Consider the following 17,043-nt stretch of genomic DNA (forward strand, 5'->3'; position numbering starts at 1 on the left):
GCGCGGCGTCGAGCCGATCGAGGGCGCGGGCGGCCTCGTCGCGCGCGGCCGCGACACCGGTCTGCCCGTCGGCCTCCCGCGGTCGCGGAGGTTCGGCGGGCTCGCGGGCCCGGGGGGTGAGCTTCTCGTCTCGCACGGGGGGCTCCTTCGATCGTGCCGTGCTTCGGCGCTTTCCCGAAGTTCGCGCCTTCATCCCTCGCACGATCCCGAGCCGGCCGATCAGCCGCACTTCCTGCGGCGGCGGATCGGCGGCCCGGTCCTCTCCAGCACGCCGTCATTGACCCTTACTCAGCGTAACCATATCCCCGTGCTCAAAAAAAACGGCAGTTAGGCATTGCTGATATCTTAACGCGCTCGTACTGTGATCCCAGTTACTCGTCGAGCAAGGAGATCGCAGTGCCCCCTAGTCACGATCTTCGACCGGCCGGCTGGCGGGTCGGCGCCGACATCGGCGGCACCTTCACCGACGTCATCGCGCTGGGACCGGCCGGAGAGGTCGTCCCGATGAAGGTCCCGTCCACCCCGCCCGACTACGGCGCCGGCGTGGTCGCGGCGACCACCGCCGTGCTCGCCTCGGCGGCGGCCCGGCCGGAGGCCGTGATCGCGATGCTGCACGGCACGACCGTGGCCACCAACGCGATCCTGGAGAAGAACGGCGTCCGCACCGCGGTGGTCACCACCCGCGGTTTCCGCGACGTGCTGGAGATCGGGCGGCTGCGCCGGCCGGTGCTCTACGACCTGTCATGGTCCAAGCCCGAGCCCCTGGCCCGGCGCCGGCACAGGTACGAACTCGACCAGCGGATCACGAGCGACGGCCGTCTCGAACCGCCGGCCGACGACGACGAGGTCCGCGCGCTGGCGGCCCGGCTGCGCGCGGACGAGATCCGGGCGGTGGCCGTGTGCCTGCTCAACTCCTACGCGCGCCCCGACGAGGAGCGGCGGGTCGCCGAGCTGCTCCGGGCCGAGCTTCCCGGCGTCTACGTCACGGCGTCGGTCGACGTCTCCCCGCAGCCGCAGGAGTACGAGCGCACGAGCACCGCGACGGTGAACGCCTACGTCGGCCCGGCGGTGCACGGGTACCTCACCCGCTTGGAGGCGGCGTTGCGGGCGGAGGGGGTGAGCGCCCCGCTGCTGGTCATGCAGTCCAGCGGGGGACTGCTCGACGCGGCCTCCGTCGCGCGGCGGCCGGTGCAGATCATCGAGTCCGGCCCCGCGGCGGGCGTCACCGCGGTGCAGAAGCTCGCCCGGTTGATCGGCCTGTCCACGGTGGTCGCGTTCGACATGGGCGGTACCACGGCGAAGGCGTCCCTGATCGAGCACGGCGAACCGTTCGTCTCGGCCGACTACGAGGTCGGCGGCGGCATGAACGTCGCCCGCGGCCTCAGCTCCGGCGCCGGGTACCCGGTGCGGGCGCCGTCGATCGACATCGCCGAGGTCGGCTCCGGCGGCGGCAGCATCATCTCCGTCGACGCGGCGGGCGCGCTCCACGTGGGACCCGCCAGCGCCGGCGCCTGCCCCGGCCCCGCCTGCTACGGGCAGGGCGGCGAGCTGCCGACCCTGACCGACGCCAACGTGACCCTCGGCTACCTCAGCCCGCGGAACCTCGCCGGCGGACGGGTGGCGATCCACCCCGACCTGGCCGCGAAGGCGCTGTCGGTGGTCGCCGAGCGGCTCGGCGGCGACGTGCCGGCCACCGCGCGCGGCGCGTACCAGGTGGCGGTGTCGAGCATGACGACCGCGGTCAAGGCGGTGACCAGCGAGCGCGGCCGCGACCCGCGCGAGGCCACCATGGTCGCCTTCGGCGGCGCCGGCCCCCTCTACGCCGCCGCGCTGGCCCGCGAGCTCGGCATCTCGACCGTGATCGTTCCCGTGCACCCGGGCCTCTTCAGCAGCCTGGGCCTGCTCGTCGCCGACACCGAGCGCCACGAACTCACCCCGTACCGGCCCGAGTTCGCCGAGGTGAGCGTGCTCGCCGAGGAGTTCGAGCGGCTCGCGGCGAAGGTGGGCGCGGAACTCGGGCCGGAGGCCGTCGTGGACCGGCTCCTGGACGTCCGCTACCGGGGCCAGCGGTTCGAACTGCGCGTCCGGGTGCCCGACGGCGACCTCACCGCCGACCTGCTCGCCGAGGTGCGGGCCCGGTTCCACGCCGAGCACGAGCGCACCTACGGCCGGGCCGGGACGGACGAGCTCGTGGAACTGGTCAACCTGCGGGTACGCGGCCGGCTGCCCACCCCCGTGTCCATCGCCGACGTGCTGAGCCTCCCCGCCGCGGCGGGCGGCGAGCCCGCCACCCGCGAATGCCGGTTCGGCGAGACCGTGGCCACGCCCGTCGTGGGCCGGTCCGATCTCGGCACCGAGCCGGTGGACGGGCCGATGGTCATCGAGGACATGGACGCGACCACCCTCGTCCCGCCGGGTGCGCGGGTCCACCGCGACCGGTTCGGCAACATCGTCATCACCTGGAGCACCACATGATCCGCGACGCCGTGACCTTCGAGGTCTTCCGCAACGCCGTCACCGGGATCGCCGACGAGATGGCGATCACGATCCTGCGCACGGCGCACTCGCAGCTCGTCGCGTCCAGCATGGACTTCTCCGCCGCCCTCTGCGACGCCCGGGGGCGGGTGATCGCCCAGGCCAACACCCTGCCGGTGCACCTGGGCTCCATCCCGGCCGCGATGGAGGCGATCATCGACGAGTTCGGCGGCGGGATCCGCCCCGGGGACGTCTACCTGCTCAACGACCCGTCCCTGGGCGGCATGCACCTGCCGGACGTCTTCGCGGTCGCCCCGGTGTTCCAGGAGGAAGCGCTCCTCGGCTTCTCGGTCACGGTCGTCAACCACACGGACGTCGGAGGCTGGGCGGCCGGCTCCATGGCCGTGCAGTCCAGGAGCATCTTCGCCGAGGGGGTGCAGATCCCGCCCTCACGCCTGGTCGAGGCCGGCGTCATGAACGAGACGTTCCTGCGGCTGATCCTGCGCAACGTCCGTGAGCCCGAGCTGCTGCGCGGCGACCTCGAATCCCAGCTGGCGGCCTGCCACACCGGGGCGGAGGGCCTGCGGGCCCTCGCGGCGCGGCACGGCCTCGAAGGGCTCGAAGGGCTCGTCGACGAGCTGCTCGACTACTCCGAGACCCTGCTGCGCGCCGCGCTCGCCGAAGCGGTCCCCGGCACCTACGAGTTCACCGACCACATCGACGACGACGGCCTCGGCTCGGGGCCGATACCCATCCGGGTGAAGGCCACGCTGTCGGAGTCCGGGATCGAGCTGGACTTCACCGGCTCCTCCCCGCAGGTCGACTCCGCGCTCAACGCGACGGACTCGTTCACCCGCTCGGCGGCCTACGCCGCCCTCCAGGGCGTCCTCGCCTCGGACATCCCGGCCAACAGCGGCTTCTACCGGCCGTTCACCTTCGTCATCCCGCAGGCCTCCATCCTCAACGGGCAGCGGCCCGCCGCGCGGGGCGCGCGCGGCCTCGTGGGCTTTCGCATCATCGACGCGGTACTCGGGGCGCTCGCCCCGGTGTTCCCCTCCCGCGTGCCCGCCGCCGGAGACGGCGGCCCCGACGGCATCGCGATCGGCCTCGTCGGAGCCGACGGCGAATCGACCGTGCTGTGGGACCCCCTGTCCGGAGCGTGGGGCGCCCGCCCGGACCGCGACGGCGTGGACGGGATCAGCTCGCTGGGCGCCAACCTGACCAACACCCCCGTCGAGGAGCTGGAACGCTCCGGTCACATCCGCATCGACGGCTACGGCTACCTGCCGGACTCCGGGGGAGCGGGCCGCTGGCGCGGCGGCCTGGCCACGTTCCGGGACATGACGATCCTGGCGCCCGAGGTCACGGTGCAGATCAGGTCGGACCGGCGCAAGTTCCTGCCCTACGGGCTGGCCGGCGGCGAGCAGGGGACCTCCTCGCTCAACGTGCTGAACCTCGGCGGGCCCGGCGAACGGGTGCTGGAGTCCAAACCGCACCTCGCGATGACCGCGGGCACCCGCCACCGGCATGTGACCGCCGGCGGGGGCGGGCACGGCAGCCCCTTCGAGCGCGCTCCGGAGCGCGTCCTCGAAGACGTGCTCGACGGCAAGGTGACCCGCGAGGGCGCCGAACGGGACTACGGCGTCGTCATCACCGGCGACGCGATCGACGTGCGCGCGACCGCCCGGTCGCGCGACCAGGCGCGCTCACGGGCCGCAGACACCTCATCCCTGCTCGCGGAGTAGGAGCTCGCATGACTTCGACCGCCGAAATCACCCCGGACACCATCGCGCCCCGTACCTGGCGCAAGGTCGGCACGCGGATCATTCCGCTGATCGGTGTGGCCTACGTGGCCAGCTACATCGACCGTGCCAACGTCGGCTACATCGCCGAACCGATGTCACACGACCTGGGCCTCGACAGCGGCCAGATCGGTCTCGCCGCCGGACTGTTCTTCGTCGGCTACGTCCTCGTCGAGGTGCCGAGCAACATGATGCTGAAACGGTTCGGCGCGCGACGGTGGATCGCCCGGATCATGATCACGTGGGGCGCGGTCACGGCCGCCACCGCGGCCGTGAACTCGGCGGTCACGCTGTACCTGGCGCGGCTCCTGCTCGGGTTCGCCGAAGCCGGCCTGGCCGCCGGGATCCTGCTCTACCTGACGTTCTGGTTCCCGCGCCGCCAGCGCTCCTGGGCGCTGTCGGGATTCTTCCTGATGACCCCGGTGTCCTCGATCATCGGCGCTCCGCTGGCCGCCGCGCTGATCACGTGGGGCCGGGACCTGTTCGGCATCGCGGGCTGGCGGGCCCTGTTCCTCGTCGAGGGCGTCCTGACGATCGGGGTCAGCCTCCTGATCCTCGCCTTCCTGCCGGCCCGCCCGCGGGACGCGCGCTGGCTCGACGACCGGGAGAAGGCCGCCATCGAGGAGACCCTGGCCGCCGAGGCCGCCGAACAGCGCGCCCACGGCGCGCCCAGCGGGCTGGGCCAGGCGCTGACCAGCGGCCGGGTGTGGGCGATGGCCCTGGCGTGGTCCGCTCTGGCGTTCGGCCTCTACCCGCTGGCGTTCTTCCTCCCCACCATGATCTCGTCCATCAGGCACGGGACCGGCGGCGCCGGCGACGTGGACGGCGTGCTGCTGTCCGCGATCCCGTACGCGGTGGCCATCCTCACCCTGCTCGTCTGGGCCCGCTTCGCCGGCCGGATGACGGCGGTCACCGCCACGGCCGTCCCGATGAGCCTCGGCGCGACGGGACTGATCCTGGCGACCTTCGCGAAGAGCGGCGTCCTGTTCGTCCCCGCCGTCTGCCTGAGCGTCGCGGGGCTGATGACCGCGATGCCCCAGTTCTGGCGAATACCGGCGATCGGCCTGACCGGCGCGGCCGCGGCCTCCGGAATCGCCCTCATCAACTCCGTCAGCAACCTCAGCGGCTTCGCCGGCCCGTACCTCACCGGGAGCATCGAGGACGCGACCGGCAGCTTCACCTACGCGCTGCTGACCATCGCGATTATCATGATCATCGGAATCGGCGTCCTGCTCACGGCGGGGCGGCGGATGGAGAGGCTGTACGGGGGACGGTCGTGACCACCGCACTGATCGTCGGCGACGTCCAGCGGGGCATCACGGGCGGCTACCCGTTCGCCCGGCGCGTCGTGCCGCCGCTCACCGAACTGCTCCCGCGCGCCCGCGCGGCCGGGGCGCTCGTCGTCTTCGTGCGCTTCGCCTTCCGGGGCAGCGGGGCCGACGTCCCGCCGGGCAGCGCCCTGCTCACGTCGTTCTACGAGGCCGGGGACGCCTTCCATGAGGGGTCTCCCGGGACCGAGATCGATCTGCCGGTCGAGCCCGCGGACGTCGTCGTGCTGAAACGCCGTGCCAGCGCGTTCGCCGGCACGGACCTCGACCTCGTGCTCCGGGCCGGAGGCGTCGGCAGGCTCGCGGTCGCGGGAGTGGCGACCAGCGCGATGGTGGCCGCCACGTGCTACGACGCGGCTGACCGCGGCTACGAGGTGAGCGTCCTGAGGGACGGTTGCGCCGACGGCGATCCCGCGATGCACGACTTCTTCATGGACGCGGTCTTCCCCAGCAGGGGGATGGAGGTCGTGTCCTGCGCCGAGTGGCGCGCGGAACCGTGATGATCCGCCTCCGCTAGCCGTCCGGGTCCCGGTCGAGGCCGTCCGCGTCCTCGCCGTCCACGGCCGCGTGCCCGAGCACGCGGCCGTGGGTGCGGGCGCGAACCCCCCGCGGCACTCTGCCGGCCCGGCCTGCGCTCCGGACTGAGATATCAGAACTAGGAATTGGTATGCTAAAGCTGACCGCAAGTGATCGGCTGGACCGCGAAGGAGGCGGGGAGGCGTGAACGCGACGTTCCTGACCCGCCTCCGGAGGGAGCTCGACGAGCGCCGGGCGGCCACCGGGCTGCGCCGCGACCTCGTGGTCTCGGGCGCCCAGGGGCCGACGCTCGGGGTGGACGGCGAGACGCTCGTCAACCTCGCCTCCAACGACTACCTCGGGCTCGCCGGCGAACCCGAGGTGGTCGAGTCGGCCCGGCGCGCCCTGCGCGACATGGGGCTCGGGGTTGCCGCGGGACGCGTGCTCAGCGGCACGCGGGCCGTCCACGCCCGGCTGGAGGCGGCCATCGCCGAGCTGGTCGGGACCGAGGACGCCGTCCTCTACGGCTCCTGCTTCGACGCGAACCTCGGCGTCTTCAACGCCCTGCTCGGCCCGGACGACGCGGTCGTGAGCGACGCGCTCAACCACGCCAGCCTGATCGACGGCATCCGGCTGGCGCAGGCGCGCCGGCTCGTCTACGCGCACGCCGACCTCGACGACCTCGAACGCCACCTCGCCGCGTGCGCGGACGCACGCCACCGGCTCATCGTCACCGACGGCGTCTTCAGCATGGACGGCGACGTCGCCGCGCTGCCCCGGCTCCGCGACCTGGCGCGGCGCCACGACGCGGCGCTCATGGTCGACGACTCGCACGCCACGGGCGTGCTGGGCGCGACCGGCGCGGGCACCGCCGAGCACTTCGGGCTGGACGGCCGCGTCGACGTGCTGACGGGGACCCTCGGCAAGGCGCTGGGCGGCGCGGCCGGCGGCTTCGCCGCGGGTCCCCGCGAGGTGGTGGAGACGCTGCGCCAGGTCTCACGTCCCTACATCTTCACCAACGCGATGGCTCCACCGCTGGCCGCCGCGGCACTGACGGCGATCCGCATCGCGCGAGGCCGCCCGGAGCTGCGGGAGCGCCTGGCGGCCAACACCGCCTGGCTCCGCGCGGCGTTGCGCGACCTCGGCTACGAGGTCCTGCCGGGGGAGCACCCGATCATCCCCGTGATGCTGCGCGGCGGCTCGCCGGCCCGTGACGTCGCTGCGGCGCTCCGCCGCGAGGGCGTCCTCGCCTTCGCGCTCGCCCATCCGGTCGTCCCGGCCGGCGAGGAGCGGATCCGGCTCCAGGTCTCGGCGTCGCACACGGCCGAGCAGCTCGAACGCGCGGCGGGCGCCTTCGGCCGCGCCCGCGCCGTCCTGGCCGCCGGATGACCGCCGCCGAGGGCTTCCGGGCGCCCACCACCGCCGACGACCGCGAGCTGGAAGGCCGGGTCGCGGTCGTGACCGGCGGCGCGAGCGGCATGGGCCTCGCGACCACCCACGCCCTGGCGCGCCGTGGAGCGACCGTCCTGGTGCTCGATCCCGCCGCCCCCGGCGGCACCGAGCTCGCGTCACTGCTGGGCGTGGCGGCGGGCCGCGTCCGGTCGGCCGCGGTGGACGTCACCGACGGCGACCGGCTCCAGCGCGCGTTCGCGTCGCTGCTGGAGGAGCGGTCGCGGCTCGACATCCTGGTCAACGCCGCGGGCGTCGCACCGCCGACGGCGTTCGAGGACATCACCGCGGACGAGTGGAACCGCGTGCTCGCGGTCAACGTGCACGGGACGTTCCTGTGCTGCCGGCTGGCGCTTCCCGCGATGCGCGGCCGCCGCTGGGGGCGGATCGTCAACTTCTCCTCCACGGCCGGCAAGACCGTCAGCACCGCCGGCGGCGCCCACTACACGACGGCGAAGCACGGCGTCCTCGGGCTCACCCGCCACCTGGCGAAGGCGTACGGACCCGACGGGATCACGGTGAACTCCGTCTGCCCCGGCCTCATCGACACGCCGATGGCGCGCTCCGTGCTGCCCGGGGGAGCGCTCGAACGCGCCGCCGGATCTTTCCCGGTGCCCCGCGCCGGGGAGCCGTGGGAAGTCGCCGAGCTCGTCGCGTTCCTGGCCTCCGACCGGGCGGCGTACATCACGGGCGCCGCCGTCGACATCAACGGCGGCGACCTGTTCGCCTGACACGGCGGCGAGCGGGGCGGACGCGAGGACGCGAACACAGCCCGAAGACCTATCCGGAACTACCAGAAAGCGAGCACCCTGTGAGCCCAGTGGCAGTCAGGACCGTTCATCACCGCATCGGCGGCGCGGAGACCGCCGGCGTGTCGCGCCGGACCGCCCCGGTGTGGAACCCCGCGACCGGCGAGCACCAGGCCGATGTGCTTCTCGCGGAGGCCGCCGACGTCGACGCCGCCGTGCGGGCGGCGCGCGCAGCCCTGCCGGGCTGGGCCGACACCTCCGTCATGCGCCGCTCGCGGCTGATGTTCGCCTTCCGCGCCCTGGTCGAGAGGCACACCGACGACCTCGCGCGGATCGTCTCCTCCGAGCACGGCAAGGTCTTCGAGGACGCGAGGGCGGAGGTGATCCGCGGCATGGAGATGATCGACTTCGCCTGCGGGATCCCGCAGCTGCTCAAGGGGGAGTACTCCGACCAGGTCTCGACCGAGGTCGACCTCTTCTCCTTCCGGCAGCCGCTCGGCGTCTGCGCCGGGATCACGCCGTTCAACTTCCCCGCGATGGTGCCCCTGTGGATGCACCCGATCGCGATCGCGACCGGCAACACGTTCGTGCTCAAGCCCTCCGAGCGCGACCCGTCGGTGTGCAACCTCGTCGCCGAGCTGTACGCGGAGGCCGGCCTGCCCGACGGGGTCTTCAACCTCGTCCACGGCGACAGGACCGCGGTCGACGCGATTCTCGACCACCCGGACGTCGCGGCGGTCTCCTTCGTCGGCTCGACGCCGATCGCGCGGTACGTGCACGAGCGCGCGACCGCGAGCGGCAAGCGCGTGCAGGCGCTCGGCGGCGCCAAGAACCATGCCGTCGTCCTGCCCGACGCCGACCTCGACGGCGCCGCCGACCATCTGGTCGCGGCCGCGTACGGGTCGGCGGGCCAGCGCTGCATGGCGATCTCGGTCGCCGTCGCGGTCGGCGACGTCGCCGGGCCGCTCGTGGCGCTGCTGCGCGAGAAGGCACGAGCGATCAAGGTCGGGCCCGGTCTGGAGGCCGGATCGGAGATGGGCCCGGTCGTGTCGCCGGACGCGCTCGCCCGGATCAGGGGCTCCATTGCCTCCGGCGTCGAAGCGGGCGCCGATCTAGTGGTCGACGGCCGGGAGATCGACGTCCGGGGCGACGGCTTCTTCGTCGGCCCCACGCTGTTCGACCGCGTCACGCCGGAGATGGACGTCTACCGCGACGAGATCTTCGGCCCCGTGCTCGCCGTCGTGCGCGCCGGCTCGCTCCAGGAGGCGATCGACCTCATCAACGCCAACGACTGGGCCAACGGCACGGCGATCTTCACTTCCAGCGGCCGGGCGGCGCGCCTCTTCCAGCGCCGCGTGCAGGTGGGGATGATCGGCGTCAACGTCCCGGTTCCGGTGCCCATGGCGTTCTACTCCTTCGGCGGCTGGAAGCAGTCGCTGTTCGGCGCCCATCACATCCACGGCCCCGAGGGCGTCGCCTTCTACACGCGCGCGAAGGCCGTCACCACTCGCTGGCCCGGCGAGGACGACGGCGCCGTCGACCGCGGCGACCTTCACTTCCCGACAGCGGACTGACCGACCGGCCGTCCCCCGACTGTTTCCCAAGGTCCTGACCTCCCCGCCTGGCGTGGGAGGTCAGGACCTCTGTCTATCCGGCCGTCCTTCCCGCGGTCTCTCGCACGGCCTTCGCGAGACCCTCCACCAGCTCGTCGAGGAGTCGCTCGTCCGAGCCGAACGTGAGCCGGACATGGGTGCCGGGCGCGTGCATGTCGGCACCGCGGATCGACGCGATCCCGTTCCGCAGGAGCACCTCGTCGATCTCCGCCGGCGTGTCGCCGAGGGGGGAGCAGTCGACGAGCAGGAACGCGCCGGCCGCTGGGCGCACCGGCTCGCCGAGGCCGCTCGCGGCGATGCCGCGGCAGACGCGGTCGCGCTTCGCCTGGTAGGTGGCGAGCGTCCGGTCGAGCCACTCGCGGGGCCCGGTGAGCGCGGCGACCGCGGCCCGCTGCGGAACGACCCCGCACCACGCGGCCTCCCACTGGAAACGGCGCTCCAGCGCGTCGACGATGTGCGGCGGCGCCAGGACGTAACCGACCCGCCAGCTCCCGAGCGCGTAGCCCTTGCTGAGGCTCGTGACGGTGATCATGTGCGGCCACCGCTCCGCGAAGGCCTCCACCGGCCGGTACCGGCGGCCGTCGTACGGGAAGTGCTGCCACGAGTCGTCGGAGACGACGAGCAGCCCGTGGCGCGCCGCGATGTCGACCACCGCGGCGACGGTCTCCGCGTCCGGGAGGTGGCCCGTCGGGTTGTTCGGGTTGCACAGGAGCAGCGCGCGGCTGCGGGAGGTGACGGCGGCCTCCAGCCCCGCGAGGTCGATCGCCCATCCGTCGCGCTCGCGGGACGGGACGTGGACGGGCGTCGCCCCCGCCTCGTGGAGGGCGCCGTCGAAGAAGAAGGTGGGGGTCGGCACGATCACCTCGTCGCCGGGGGCGAGCACCGTGCGCAGCACGAGGGACAGTCCGTGCATCGCTCCGTGCGTGATCAGCAGCCGGCGCTCGGGATCGACGCGCAGCCCGTGCGCGCGCCCGAGTTCGGCGGCGATGGCCTCGCGGAGTTCGGGGAGGCCGCGGGTGTCGCGCGGGTCGGGCAGGTCCATCGCACGCGCGACGGCCCGCCGCACGTGCTCCGGCATCGGAAGGACCGGGGCTCCCGCGAGCGGGATCACCGGCACGCCGCCGCGTTCGCTCCGCGCCGCGCGCTCGCGCGTGCTCATCGCGCCCATCGTCGGGAGGTCGGTCGCGGGGGGAAGGCTCCAGGGGCTCGTGGTGGATCGCTGCATGGGATGCACTCTATCCACTAAGATATCAACTAGTCTATTGGACATCTCAGACTGTTCACGTCCTTGCGGCGCTGCCGTATCAGCTTCCTGCCGGTGATACGCTGACGGCGTGGACGACATCCATTCCGTGATCCCGGGAGCGGCTCACATCCCCGCACTGCTGCTGGTCGACCGGGAGGGAGACGGCCTCGACCGCACCAGCCAGGCGTACCGGGCGATCAGGCGCCAGATCATCGACCTGACCCTGCCGCCCGGCAGCAGCTTCACCGAGACGTCGCTCGCGCAGAAGTGGCAGGTCAGCAAGACACCGGTGCGCGAGGCGCTCGCGCGGCTGAGGCGTGACGGGCTCGTCGACGCGCTACCGCGCGCGGGCTACGTCGTCAGCCCGGTCACGCTCCAGGACACCGACGATCTCTGCGGCCTGCGGGCGCTGCTGTCCGGCGAGGCCGCGGCCGCCGCCGCCCGTCAGGGCGTCGGGCAGGCGGCGCTCAAGCGGCTTGAGACGCTGTCCAAGGTGCCCTTCGCGCTCGCGGCGGGGGATGTGGAGCTCGAGGAGTCGCTCCGGGCCGGAATCGAGTTCGAGGCCATCATCGCCAACTCCAGCGGCAACAACCGTTTCGGCAAGGCGATCGTCGACGTCCTCGACGAGCTGGAGCGGGTCCTGCGAATGGCCGCGCTGATCGATCCCGAGATCGCGAGCCCGCCGGGGGAGCTGGAGGCCATCCTGGAGCGGCTGCGCGCGCGGGACGCGGAGGGCGCCCGCGAGGCCATGCGCAACCGGTGCGAGCGGGTGCGGCACGACGTGCTCCAGGTCTTGGCGAAGAGCGTCTCCATCAGCAGGGCGCACATCGAGATGCCGACGCGCTAGCTCCCTCGTCCCCCGCATGTGGGCCGGATCCCGCGGCCCGTCCGGCGATGGCCAGTGCCTCCAGGGAGCCGCCAGAACCGAGGGCCTGCCCAGATCTCCCCCCGCGTTTGAAACCGGCGTGCGCGGCAAGTGGCCGGATGGGGCCGGACGGGGGGAGGGGAGGGCCGGGATGACGACCGTCCAGGGGCGGCAGGACACCAGTGTCGCCGACGCGCTCGCGCGGCACCGCAAGGGAACGAGGGTCGGCCACGTGCTGGCCACGACCGACCACAAGATGGTCGGCTACCTCTACCTGGGAACGTCGTTCGCGATGTTCCTGGCCGCCGGGCTGATGGCCATGCTGATGCGGGCCGAACTGCTGGAGCCGGGCAAGCAGGTGGTGAGCAACCACACCTACAACGAGTTGTTCACCATCCACGGCACGATCATGATGCTGCTGTTCGCCACACCGCTGTTCGCCGGGTTCGCCAACGTGCTCGTCCCGCTGCAGATCGGCGCGCCGGACGTGGCCTTCCCGAGGATGAACGCGCTCACCTACTACCTGTTCCTGTTCGGCGCGCTCATGGTGCTGGCCTCGTTCATCATGCCGGGCGGAGCCCCCGGGTTCGGCTGGTTCGCCTACACGCCCCTGTCCACCCAGACGTACACGCCGAACCAGGGCGGCGACATATGGGCCATGGGACTGATCCTGTCGGGCCTCGGGACGATCCTGACCTCGGTGAACATGATCGCCACGATCGTCGCGATGCGCGCCCCGGGCATGGTGATGTTCCGGCTGCCGATCTTCACCTGGAACGTGCTGCTGACCAGCCTGATGGTCCTCATCGCCTTCCCCGTGCTGACCGCGGCGCTGTTCGCGCTGGAGGCCGACCGCAGGCTGGGCGCCCACATCTACGACCCCTCCAACGGCGGCGCGCTGCTCTGGCAGCACCTGTTCTGGTTCTTCGGCCATCCCGAGGTCTACATCGCGGCGCTGCCGTTCTTCGGGATCATCACGGAGATCCTGCCGGTGTTCAGCCGCAAGCCGCTGTTCGGCTACCTCGGCATGGTCGGCGCCACCATCGCGATCACCGGGCTGTCGATGACGGTCTGGGCGCACCACATGTTCGCCACCGGCGGCGTGCTGCTGCCGTTCTTCTCCATCACCTCATTCATGATCGCCGTGCCGACCGGCCTGAAGTTCTTCAACTGGGTCGGGACGCTCTGGAAGGGGCATCTGACCTTCGAGACCCCCATGCTGTTCGCGCTCGGGTTCCTGGTGACGTTCCTGTTCGGCGGCCTTACGGGGGTCATCCTTGCCTCGCCCCCCATGGACTTCCATCTCACCGACTCCTTCTTCGTCGTCGCCCATCTGCACTACGTTCTGTTCGGGACCGTGGTGTTCGCGATGTTCGGCGGGTTCTACTTCTGGTGGCCGAAGATGACCGGCCGGAAGCTGAACGAGACCTGGGGAAAGATCCACTTCTGGTCGCTGTTCGCCGGCTTCCACACCACCTTCCTCGTCCAGCACTGGCTGGGCGCCGAAGGCATGCCGCGGCGCTACGCCGACTATGCCGACCAGTTCGCGACCTTGAACTTCGTGTCGTCGATCGGCTCGTTCGTCCTGGGCGCCTCGACGTTCGCGTTCCTGTGGAACGTGCTGTGGTCCTGGCGGCACGCCGAACGCGTCGAGACGGACGACCCGTGGGGAGCCGGCGCCTCGCTGGAATGGGCGACCTCGTGCCCGCCTCCCCGCCACAACTTCACCTCGATGCCGCGCATCCGCTCCTCGCGCCCCGCGTTCGACCTGCACTACCCGCCGAAGGAACCGCCGCAGGAGGCCGAGCCGGCGCTGCCGCCGCCGGGGTCGTCCGGCTGACGGGCGCCGCCAGTCACTCGCCCTGACCGTCCTCCGGGCCGCCCTTCCGCAGGTCGCCCTGGCCGCCGCCGTGCGACTCCGCCTGGTAGTTGAGATAGAAGCGGTTGACACGGGTCCGGACCTGCGTGCGGGCCCGGTCCGGTGTCGGCAGCGGGATCAGGTGGTGCGGGTAGGGCGCGACCAGATCGGCGGGCCGCCGGGCCCGCATCAGCGCCTCCGCCTCCTCGGACGGCTGCTCGTGCCGCTCCCGGAACCCCCCGTCCGGCGTCAGCGAGACCAGGCCGCTCTCCACGCCCTCCTCGCGCGTCCGCAGGTCGCGGCGCTGCAGGCTCAGGCAGACCCGGCGGGTGACGGCGAAGGCCGCGATCGGGAAGACGAAGAAGCCGGCGCGGAAGAACCAGGTCGTCCAGAACAGCGGGATCTTGAAGGTCGAGGAGAGGTAGTCGTTGCCGCCGGCCGCCAGCAGGTCGCCGTACCAGGCGATGACGGCGGCCCCGATCGCGGTCCTGGTCGCGGCGTTGCGCGGCCGGTCCAGCAGGTGGTGCAGGCGCTCGTCCCCCGTGGCCCAGCGCTCCACGAACGGGTACAGGCCGATGAGCGTGAAGAACGCGCCGGGCAGCAGGACGGCGGGGACCAGCACGTTCCAGGAGATCGTGTGCCCGGCGACCGTCGTGGACAGGCGCGGCATGATGCGCAGCGAGCCTTCGAGGAACCCGACGTACCAGTCGGGCTGGGAGCCGAACGACACCTGGTCCGGATCGTAGGGGCCGTACAGCCAGACCGGGTTGATCTGGAAGAGGGTCGCCAGCCCGGCCAGGACGCCGAAGGTGAACAGGAAGTAGGCCGTGCTCTGCGTCGCGAAGTGCGGGAAGGTCGGCTCCCCGCTCACCGCCCGCTCCCGCCGCCCCCGGCCCGGGAAGATCGTGTGGGTCTGGTGCCAGAGGATCATCAGGTGCGCGGCGATGAGGGCCAGCAGGATCCCGGGGATGAGCAGGATGTGCACGGTGAACAGCCGCGGGATGAACTCCTCGGCGGAGGGGAACTGCCCGCCGAAGGCCCACAGGGCCGCGTACGTCCCGACGAGCGGGACCGACAGCAGGATGCCCTGGAAGATCCGCAGGCCGGTGCCCGACAGCAGGTCGTCCGGCAGCGAGTACCCGGCGAACCCCTCGGCGACGGCCAGCGTGAACAGCGTCGTGCCGATCACCCAGTTGATCTCCCGCGGCTTGCGGAACGCACCGGTGAAGAAGATCCGCAGCAGGTGGACGCAGATCGCCGCGACGAAGACGTTCGCCGCCCAGTGGTGGATCTGCCGCATCAGCAGACCGCCCCGCACGTCGAACGACAGGTCCAGGGTGGAGGCGTACGCCTCGCTCACCCTGACGCCCTTGAGGGGGCCGTACGAGCCGTCGTAAACGATCTCTCTGCCGCTCGGGTGGAAGAACAGCGTCAGGTACACGCCGGTGAGCACGAGGACGACGAACGAGTAGAGAGCGATCTCCCCGAGCAGGAACGACCAGTGCTTGGGGAACGCCTTGCGGATGTTCTTGTCCAGGAACTCGGTGGACCCGAGCCGGTCGTTGACCCCCCAGAAGAGCTTCTGCACCCGCTCGGCCTTCGCGGTGCCGCTGCCGTCTTGCCCTGCCATAGCGTTCTCCCCTGCCGAGCAGTGGTGTCCTCTGGGCGGCTACCCGGGGCGGGTAAGGGCAAACGCTGCGCGACGGCGGCGCGGGCAGGGTCAGACGCCGGCCGCGTAGAGCACCTCCCGCATGCCGGGGAGGGCCTCCCGGTCGGCGCGCCAGACGAGGCGGAGGCCCAGGTCCGGGGCGTCGAACGCCAGCCGGGCGAGGGTTCCGGCGGCCAGCCGGTCGCGGACGGCGAACTCGGGGAGCAGCGCGATGCCGAGGCCCTGCTCGGCCCAGGAGGCCATCACGGTGACGCTGCCGGCCCTGACCCGCTCGACCGCGGAGCCGAGGAGCCGCTCGCCGGCCATCCAGAACGAGCACGCCGGCACGTTGACCAGCAGCCTCTCGCCGTGCAGGTCGCCCGCGGCCAGGCGGGGGGCCGCGGCGAGCCGGTGGTCCGGCGCGGCGACGAGGGCGAGCGGCACCGGCTCCACGTCGACGAAGTCCAGCGGCGCCGGCGGGGGCGGGAAACCGAGCCCGCCCACGCCCTCGCCAGCGTCCAGCAGCAGCGCGGCCTCCAGATCCCCGGAGGCGACCGCGTCCAGGAGCCGGTCGCGGGCGGCGTCCGACCGGACCTCGACCCGCAGCCCGGGCCGCCGCTCGGCCAGCCTGGCCAGGACGCGGGGGACGTGCGTGGCGGCGATCGACTCCAGCGCGCCGAGCCGCAGCACCGGCTGCTCCCCGGCCACCTCGCGGCGGGCCTCCTCGGCCTGCCGCAGCAGCCGCCGCGCCCATCCGCGCATCCGCTCGCCCGCCTCGGTCGGCCGCATGCCCTTCGGGCCGCGGTGGAACAGCGGGACGCCCAGCGACGCCTCCAGCGTGCGGATCTGCTCAGACACCGACGACGGCGCGAGACCCAGCGCGTTGGCCGCGTCGGTGACGGTCCGGTGGGCGAGGACGGCCTCGAACGTCCGCAGCTGGCGCAGTTCCATGCCCGTGGCAACCCGGCCCGTCCGTTCGGATATTCCGAACGCGGCGTGCGGTTGGGCCGGTGGAGCCCGCCGGCGCGGATTCCCAGACTGGTGTGCCATGACCTCGGTTCTCCCCTCCGCACCGGCGGACGCGGCTCCCGGGCGGCGCGGCCTCGCCCTCCTCGGCATCTCGCTCGGCTACTTCATGGTGCTGCTCGACACGACCGTCCTGTCGGTGGCCGAACCCGACCTCGCCGACTCCCTGCACGGGACGGTCGCGGGCCTGCAATGGGCCGTCACCGGCTACACCGTCGTGTTCGGGGCGCTGCTGCTGTCGGCGGGCGCCGTCGCCGACCGGTACGGCGCGCACCGCGTCTTCCGCGCGGGCGTCGCGGCCTTCGGCGCGGGGTCGCTGCTGTGCGCCGCGGCGCCGGACCTGTGGACGCTCGTCGCGCTGCGCGCGGTCCTCGGCGCCGCCGCCGCGGCCTGCGTGCCCGCGTCCATGGCGATGATCGTCCGCCTGTACCCCGCGCCCGCCGAGCGCGCCCGCGCCGTGGCGACCTG

At 72.4% G+C, this 17,043-nt stretch carries 13 protein-coding genes; 10 read left to right on the top strand and 3 right to left on the bottom strand.

Features of this window, described 5'->3' with window-relative positions:
• The first annotated feature begins 396 nt into the window (after positions 1 to 396).
• The 7 genes from AB0K37_RS31800 (at position 397) to AB0K37_RS31830 (ending at position 9,893) form a co-directional block, all read left to right on the top strand.
• Positions 397 to 2,475 (top strand): hydantoinase/oxoprolinase family protein, encoded by a 2,079-nt coding sequence (locus tag AB0K37_RS31800; protein ID WP_363987276.1) that lies wholly within the window; start codon positions 397 to 399, stop codon positions 2,473 to 2,475.
• Positions 2,472 to 4,220, top strand: coding sequence for a hydantoinase B/oxoprolinase family protein (locus AB0K37_RS31805; RefSeq protein ID WP_363987278.1), 1,749 nt, complete (start codon positions 2,472 to 2,474; stop codon positions 4,218 to 4,220). Before AB0K37_RS31800 ends, AB0K37_RS31805 begins: the two co-directional genes overlap by 4 nt.
• Positions 4,221 to 4,228: 8 nt before the next feature.
• Positions 4,229 to 5,557, top strand: a complete 1,329-nt coding sequence (locus tag AB0K37_RS31810; protein ID WP_363987280.1) for an MFS transporter — start codon at positions 4,229 to 4,231, stop codon at positions 5,555 to 5,557.
• Positions 5,554 to 6,105 (top strand): isochorismatase family cysteine hydrolase, encoded by a 552-nt coding sequence (locus AB0K37_RS31815; RefSeq protein WP_363987282.1) that lies wholly within the window; start codon positions 5,554 to 5,556, stop codon positions 6,103 to 6,105. The genes AB0K37_RS31810 and AB0K37_RS31815 overlap by 4 nt, the downstream gene beginning before the upstream one ends.
• A gap of 220 nt (positions 6,106 to 6,325) precedes the next feature.
• Positions 6,326 to 7,510: a glycine C-acetyltransferase gene (locus AB0K37_RS31820; protein ID WP_363987284.1), complete on the top strand. Its 1,185-nt coding sequence runs from the start codon at positions 6,326 to 6,328 to the stop codon at positions 7,508 to 7,510.
• Positions 7,507 to 8,301 carry an SDR family NAD(P)-dependent oxidoreductase gene (locus tag AB0K37_RS31825; RefSeq protein ID WP_363987286.1) on the top strand — a complete coding sequence of 265 codons (795 nt, stop codon included), beginning with the start codon at positions 7,507 to 7,509 and terminating at the stop codon, positions 8,299 to 8,301. Before AB0K37_RS31820 ends, AB0K37_RS31825 begins: the two co-directional genes overlap by 4 nt.
• Positions 8,302 to 8,390: 89 nt before the next feature.
• The gene (locus AB0K37_RS31830; RefSeq protein ID WP_363987288.1) at positions 8,391 to 9,893 is read left to right on the top strand and encodes a CoA-acylating methylmalonate-semialdehyde dehydrogenase; all 1,503 of its coding nucleotides are present in this window, start codon (positions 8,391 to 8,393) and stop codon (positions 9,891 to 9,893) included.
• Positions 9,894 to 9,966: 73 nt separating this feature from the next.
• On the opposite strand, the gene AB0K37_RS31835 is transcribed toward AB0K37_RS31830, so the two are convergent.
• Positions 9,967 to 11,157, bottom strand: a complete 1,191-nt coding sequence (locus AB0K37_RS31835) for a pyridoxal phosphate-dependent aminotransferase (protein WP_363987290.1) — start codon at positions 11,155 to 11,157, stop codon at positions 9,967 to 9,969.
• Between the two features lie 109 nt (positions 11,158 to 11,266).
• Here AB0K37_RS31835 and AB0K37_RS31840 point away from each other — a divergent pair, with 109 nt between their 5' ends.
• Together AB0K37_RS31840 and ctaD are read left to right on the top strand one after the other, a co-directional pair.
• Positions 11,267 to 12,025 carry a GntR family transcriptional regulator gene (locus AB0K37_RS31840; RefSeq protein ID WP_363987292.1) on the top strand — a complete coding sequence of 253 codons (759 nt, stop codon included), beginning with the start codon at positions 11,267 to 11,269 and terminating at the stop codon, positions 12,023 to 12,025.
• Positions 12,026 to 12,194: 169 nt separating this feature from the next.
• The gene (ctaD, locus tag AB0K37_RS31845) at positions 12,195 to 13,883 is read left to right on the top strand and encodes a cytochrome c oxidase subunit I (RefSeq protein WP_363987294.1); all 1,689 of its coding nucleotides are present in this window, start codon (positions 12,195 to 12,197) and stop codon (positions 13,881 to 13,883) included.
• A 13-nt stretch (positions 13,884 to 13,896) separates the two neighbouring features.
• Here the strand turns inward: ctaD and AB0K37_RS31850 are convergent, their stop codons facing one another.
• Both AB0K37_RS31850 and AB0K37_RS31855 read right to left on the bottom strand, forming a co-directional pair.
• The gene (locus tag AB0K37_RS31850) at positions 13,897 to 15,531 is read right to left on the bottom strand and encodes a ubiquinol-cytochrome c reductase cytochrome b subunit (RefSeq protein ID WP_363987296.1); all 1,635 of its coding nucleotides are present in this window, start codon (positions 15,529 to 15,531) and stop codon (positions 13,897 to 13,899) included.
• A gap of 90 nt (positions 15,532 to 15,621) precedes the next feature.
• The gene (locus AB0K37_RS31855) at positions 15,622 to 16,500 is read right to left on the bottom strand and encodes a LysR family transcriptional regulator (protein ID WP_363987298.1); all 879 of its coding nucleotides are present in this window, start codon (positions 16,498 to 16,500) and stop codon (positions 15,622 to 15,624) included.
• Positions 16,501 to 16,597: 97 nt separating this feature from the next.
• Here AB0K37_RS31855 and AB0K37_RS31860 point away from each other — a divergent pair.
• Positions 16,598 to 17,043: MFS transporter (locus AB0K37_RS31860; RefSeq protein ID WP_363987300.1), on the top strand; the 446-nt coding region annotated here is incomplete at its 3' end.

Source organism: Actinomadura sp. NPDC049753, assembly GCF_040674655.1.
In the GTDB taxonomy this organism is placed as follows: domain Bacteria; phylum Actinomycetota; class Actinomycetes; order Streptosporangiales; family Streptosporangiaceae; genus Spirillospora; species Spirillospora verrucosospora.

What these genes read in the sequence shown, in the direction of transcription:
- AB0K37_RS31805 (WP_363987278.1), top strand. Translation starts at nt 2,472, where the DNA reads ATGATCCGCGACGCCGTGACCTTCGAGGTCTTCCGCAACGCCGTCACC.
- AB0K37_RS31835 (WP_363987290.1), bottom strand. Translation starts at nt 11,157, where the DNA reads ATGCAGCGATCCACCACGAGCCCCTGGAGCCTTCCCCCCGCGACCGAC.
- AB0K37_RS31825 (WP_363987286.1), top strand. Translation starts at nt 7,507, where the DNA reads ATGACCGCCGCCGAGGGCTTCCGGGCGCCCACCACCGCCGACGACCGC.
- AB0K37_RS31850 (WP_363987296.1), bottom strand. Translation starts at nt 15,531, where the DNA reads ATGGCAGGGCAAGACGGCAGCGGCACCGCGAAGGCCGAGCGGGTGCAG.
- AB0K37_RS31855 (WP_363987298.1), bottom strand. Translation starts at nt 16,500, where the DNA reads ATGGAACTGCGCCAGCTGCGGACGTTCGAGGCCGTCCTCGCCCACCGG.
- AB0K37_RS31810 (WP_363987280.1), top strand. Translation starts at nt 4,229, where the DNA reads ATGACTTCGACCGCCGAAATCACCCCGGACACCATCGCGCCCCGTACC.
- ctaD (WP_363987294.1), top strand. Translation starts at nt 12,195, where the DNA reads ATGACGACCGTCCAGGGGCGGCAGGACACCAGTGTCGCCGACGCGCTC.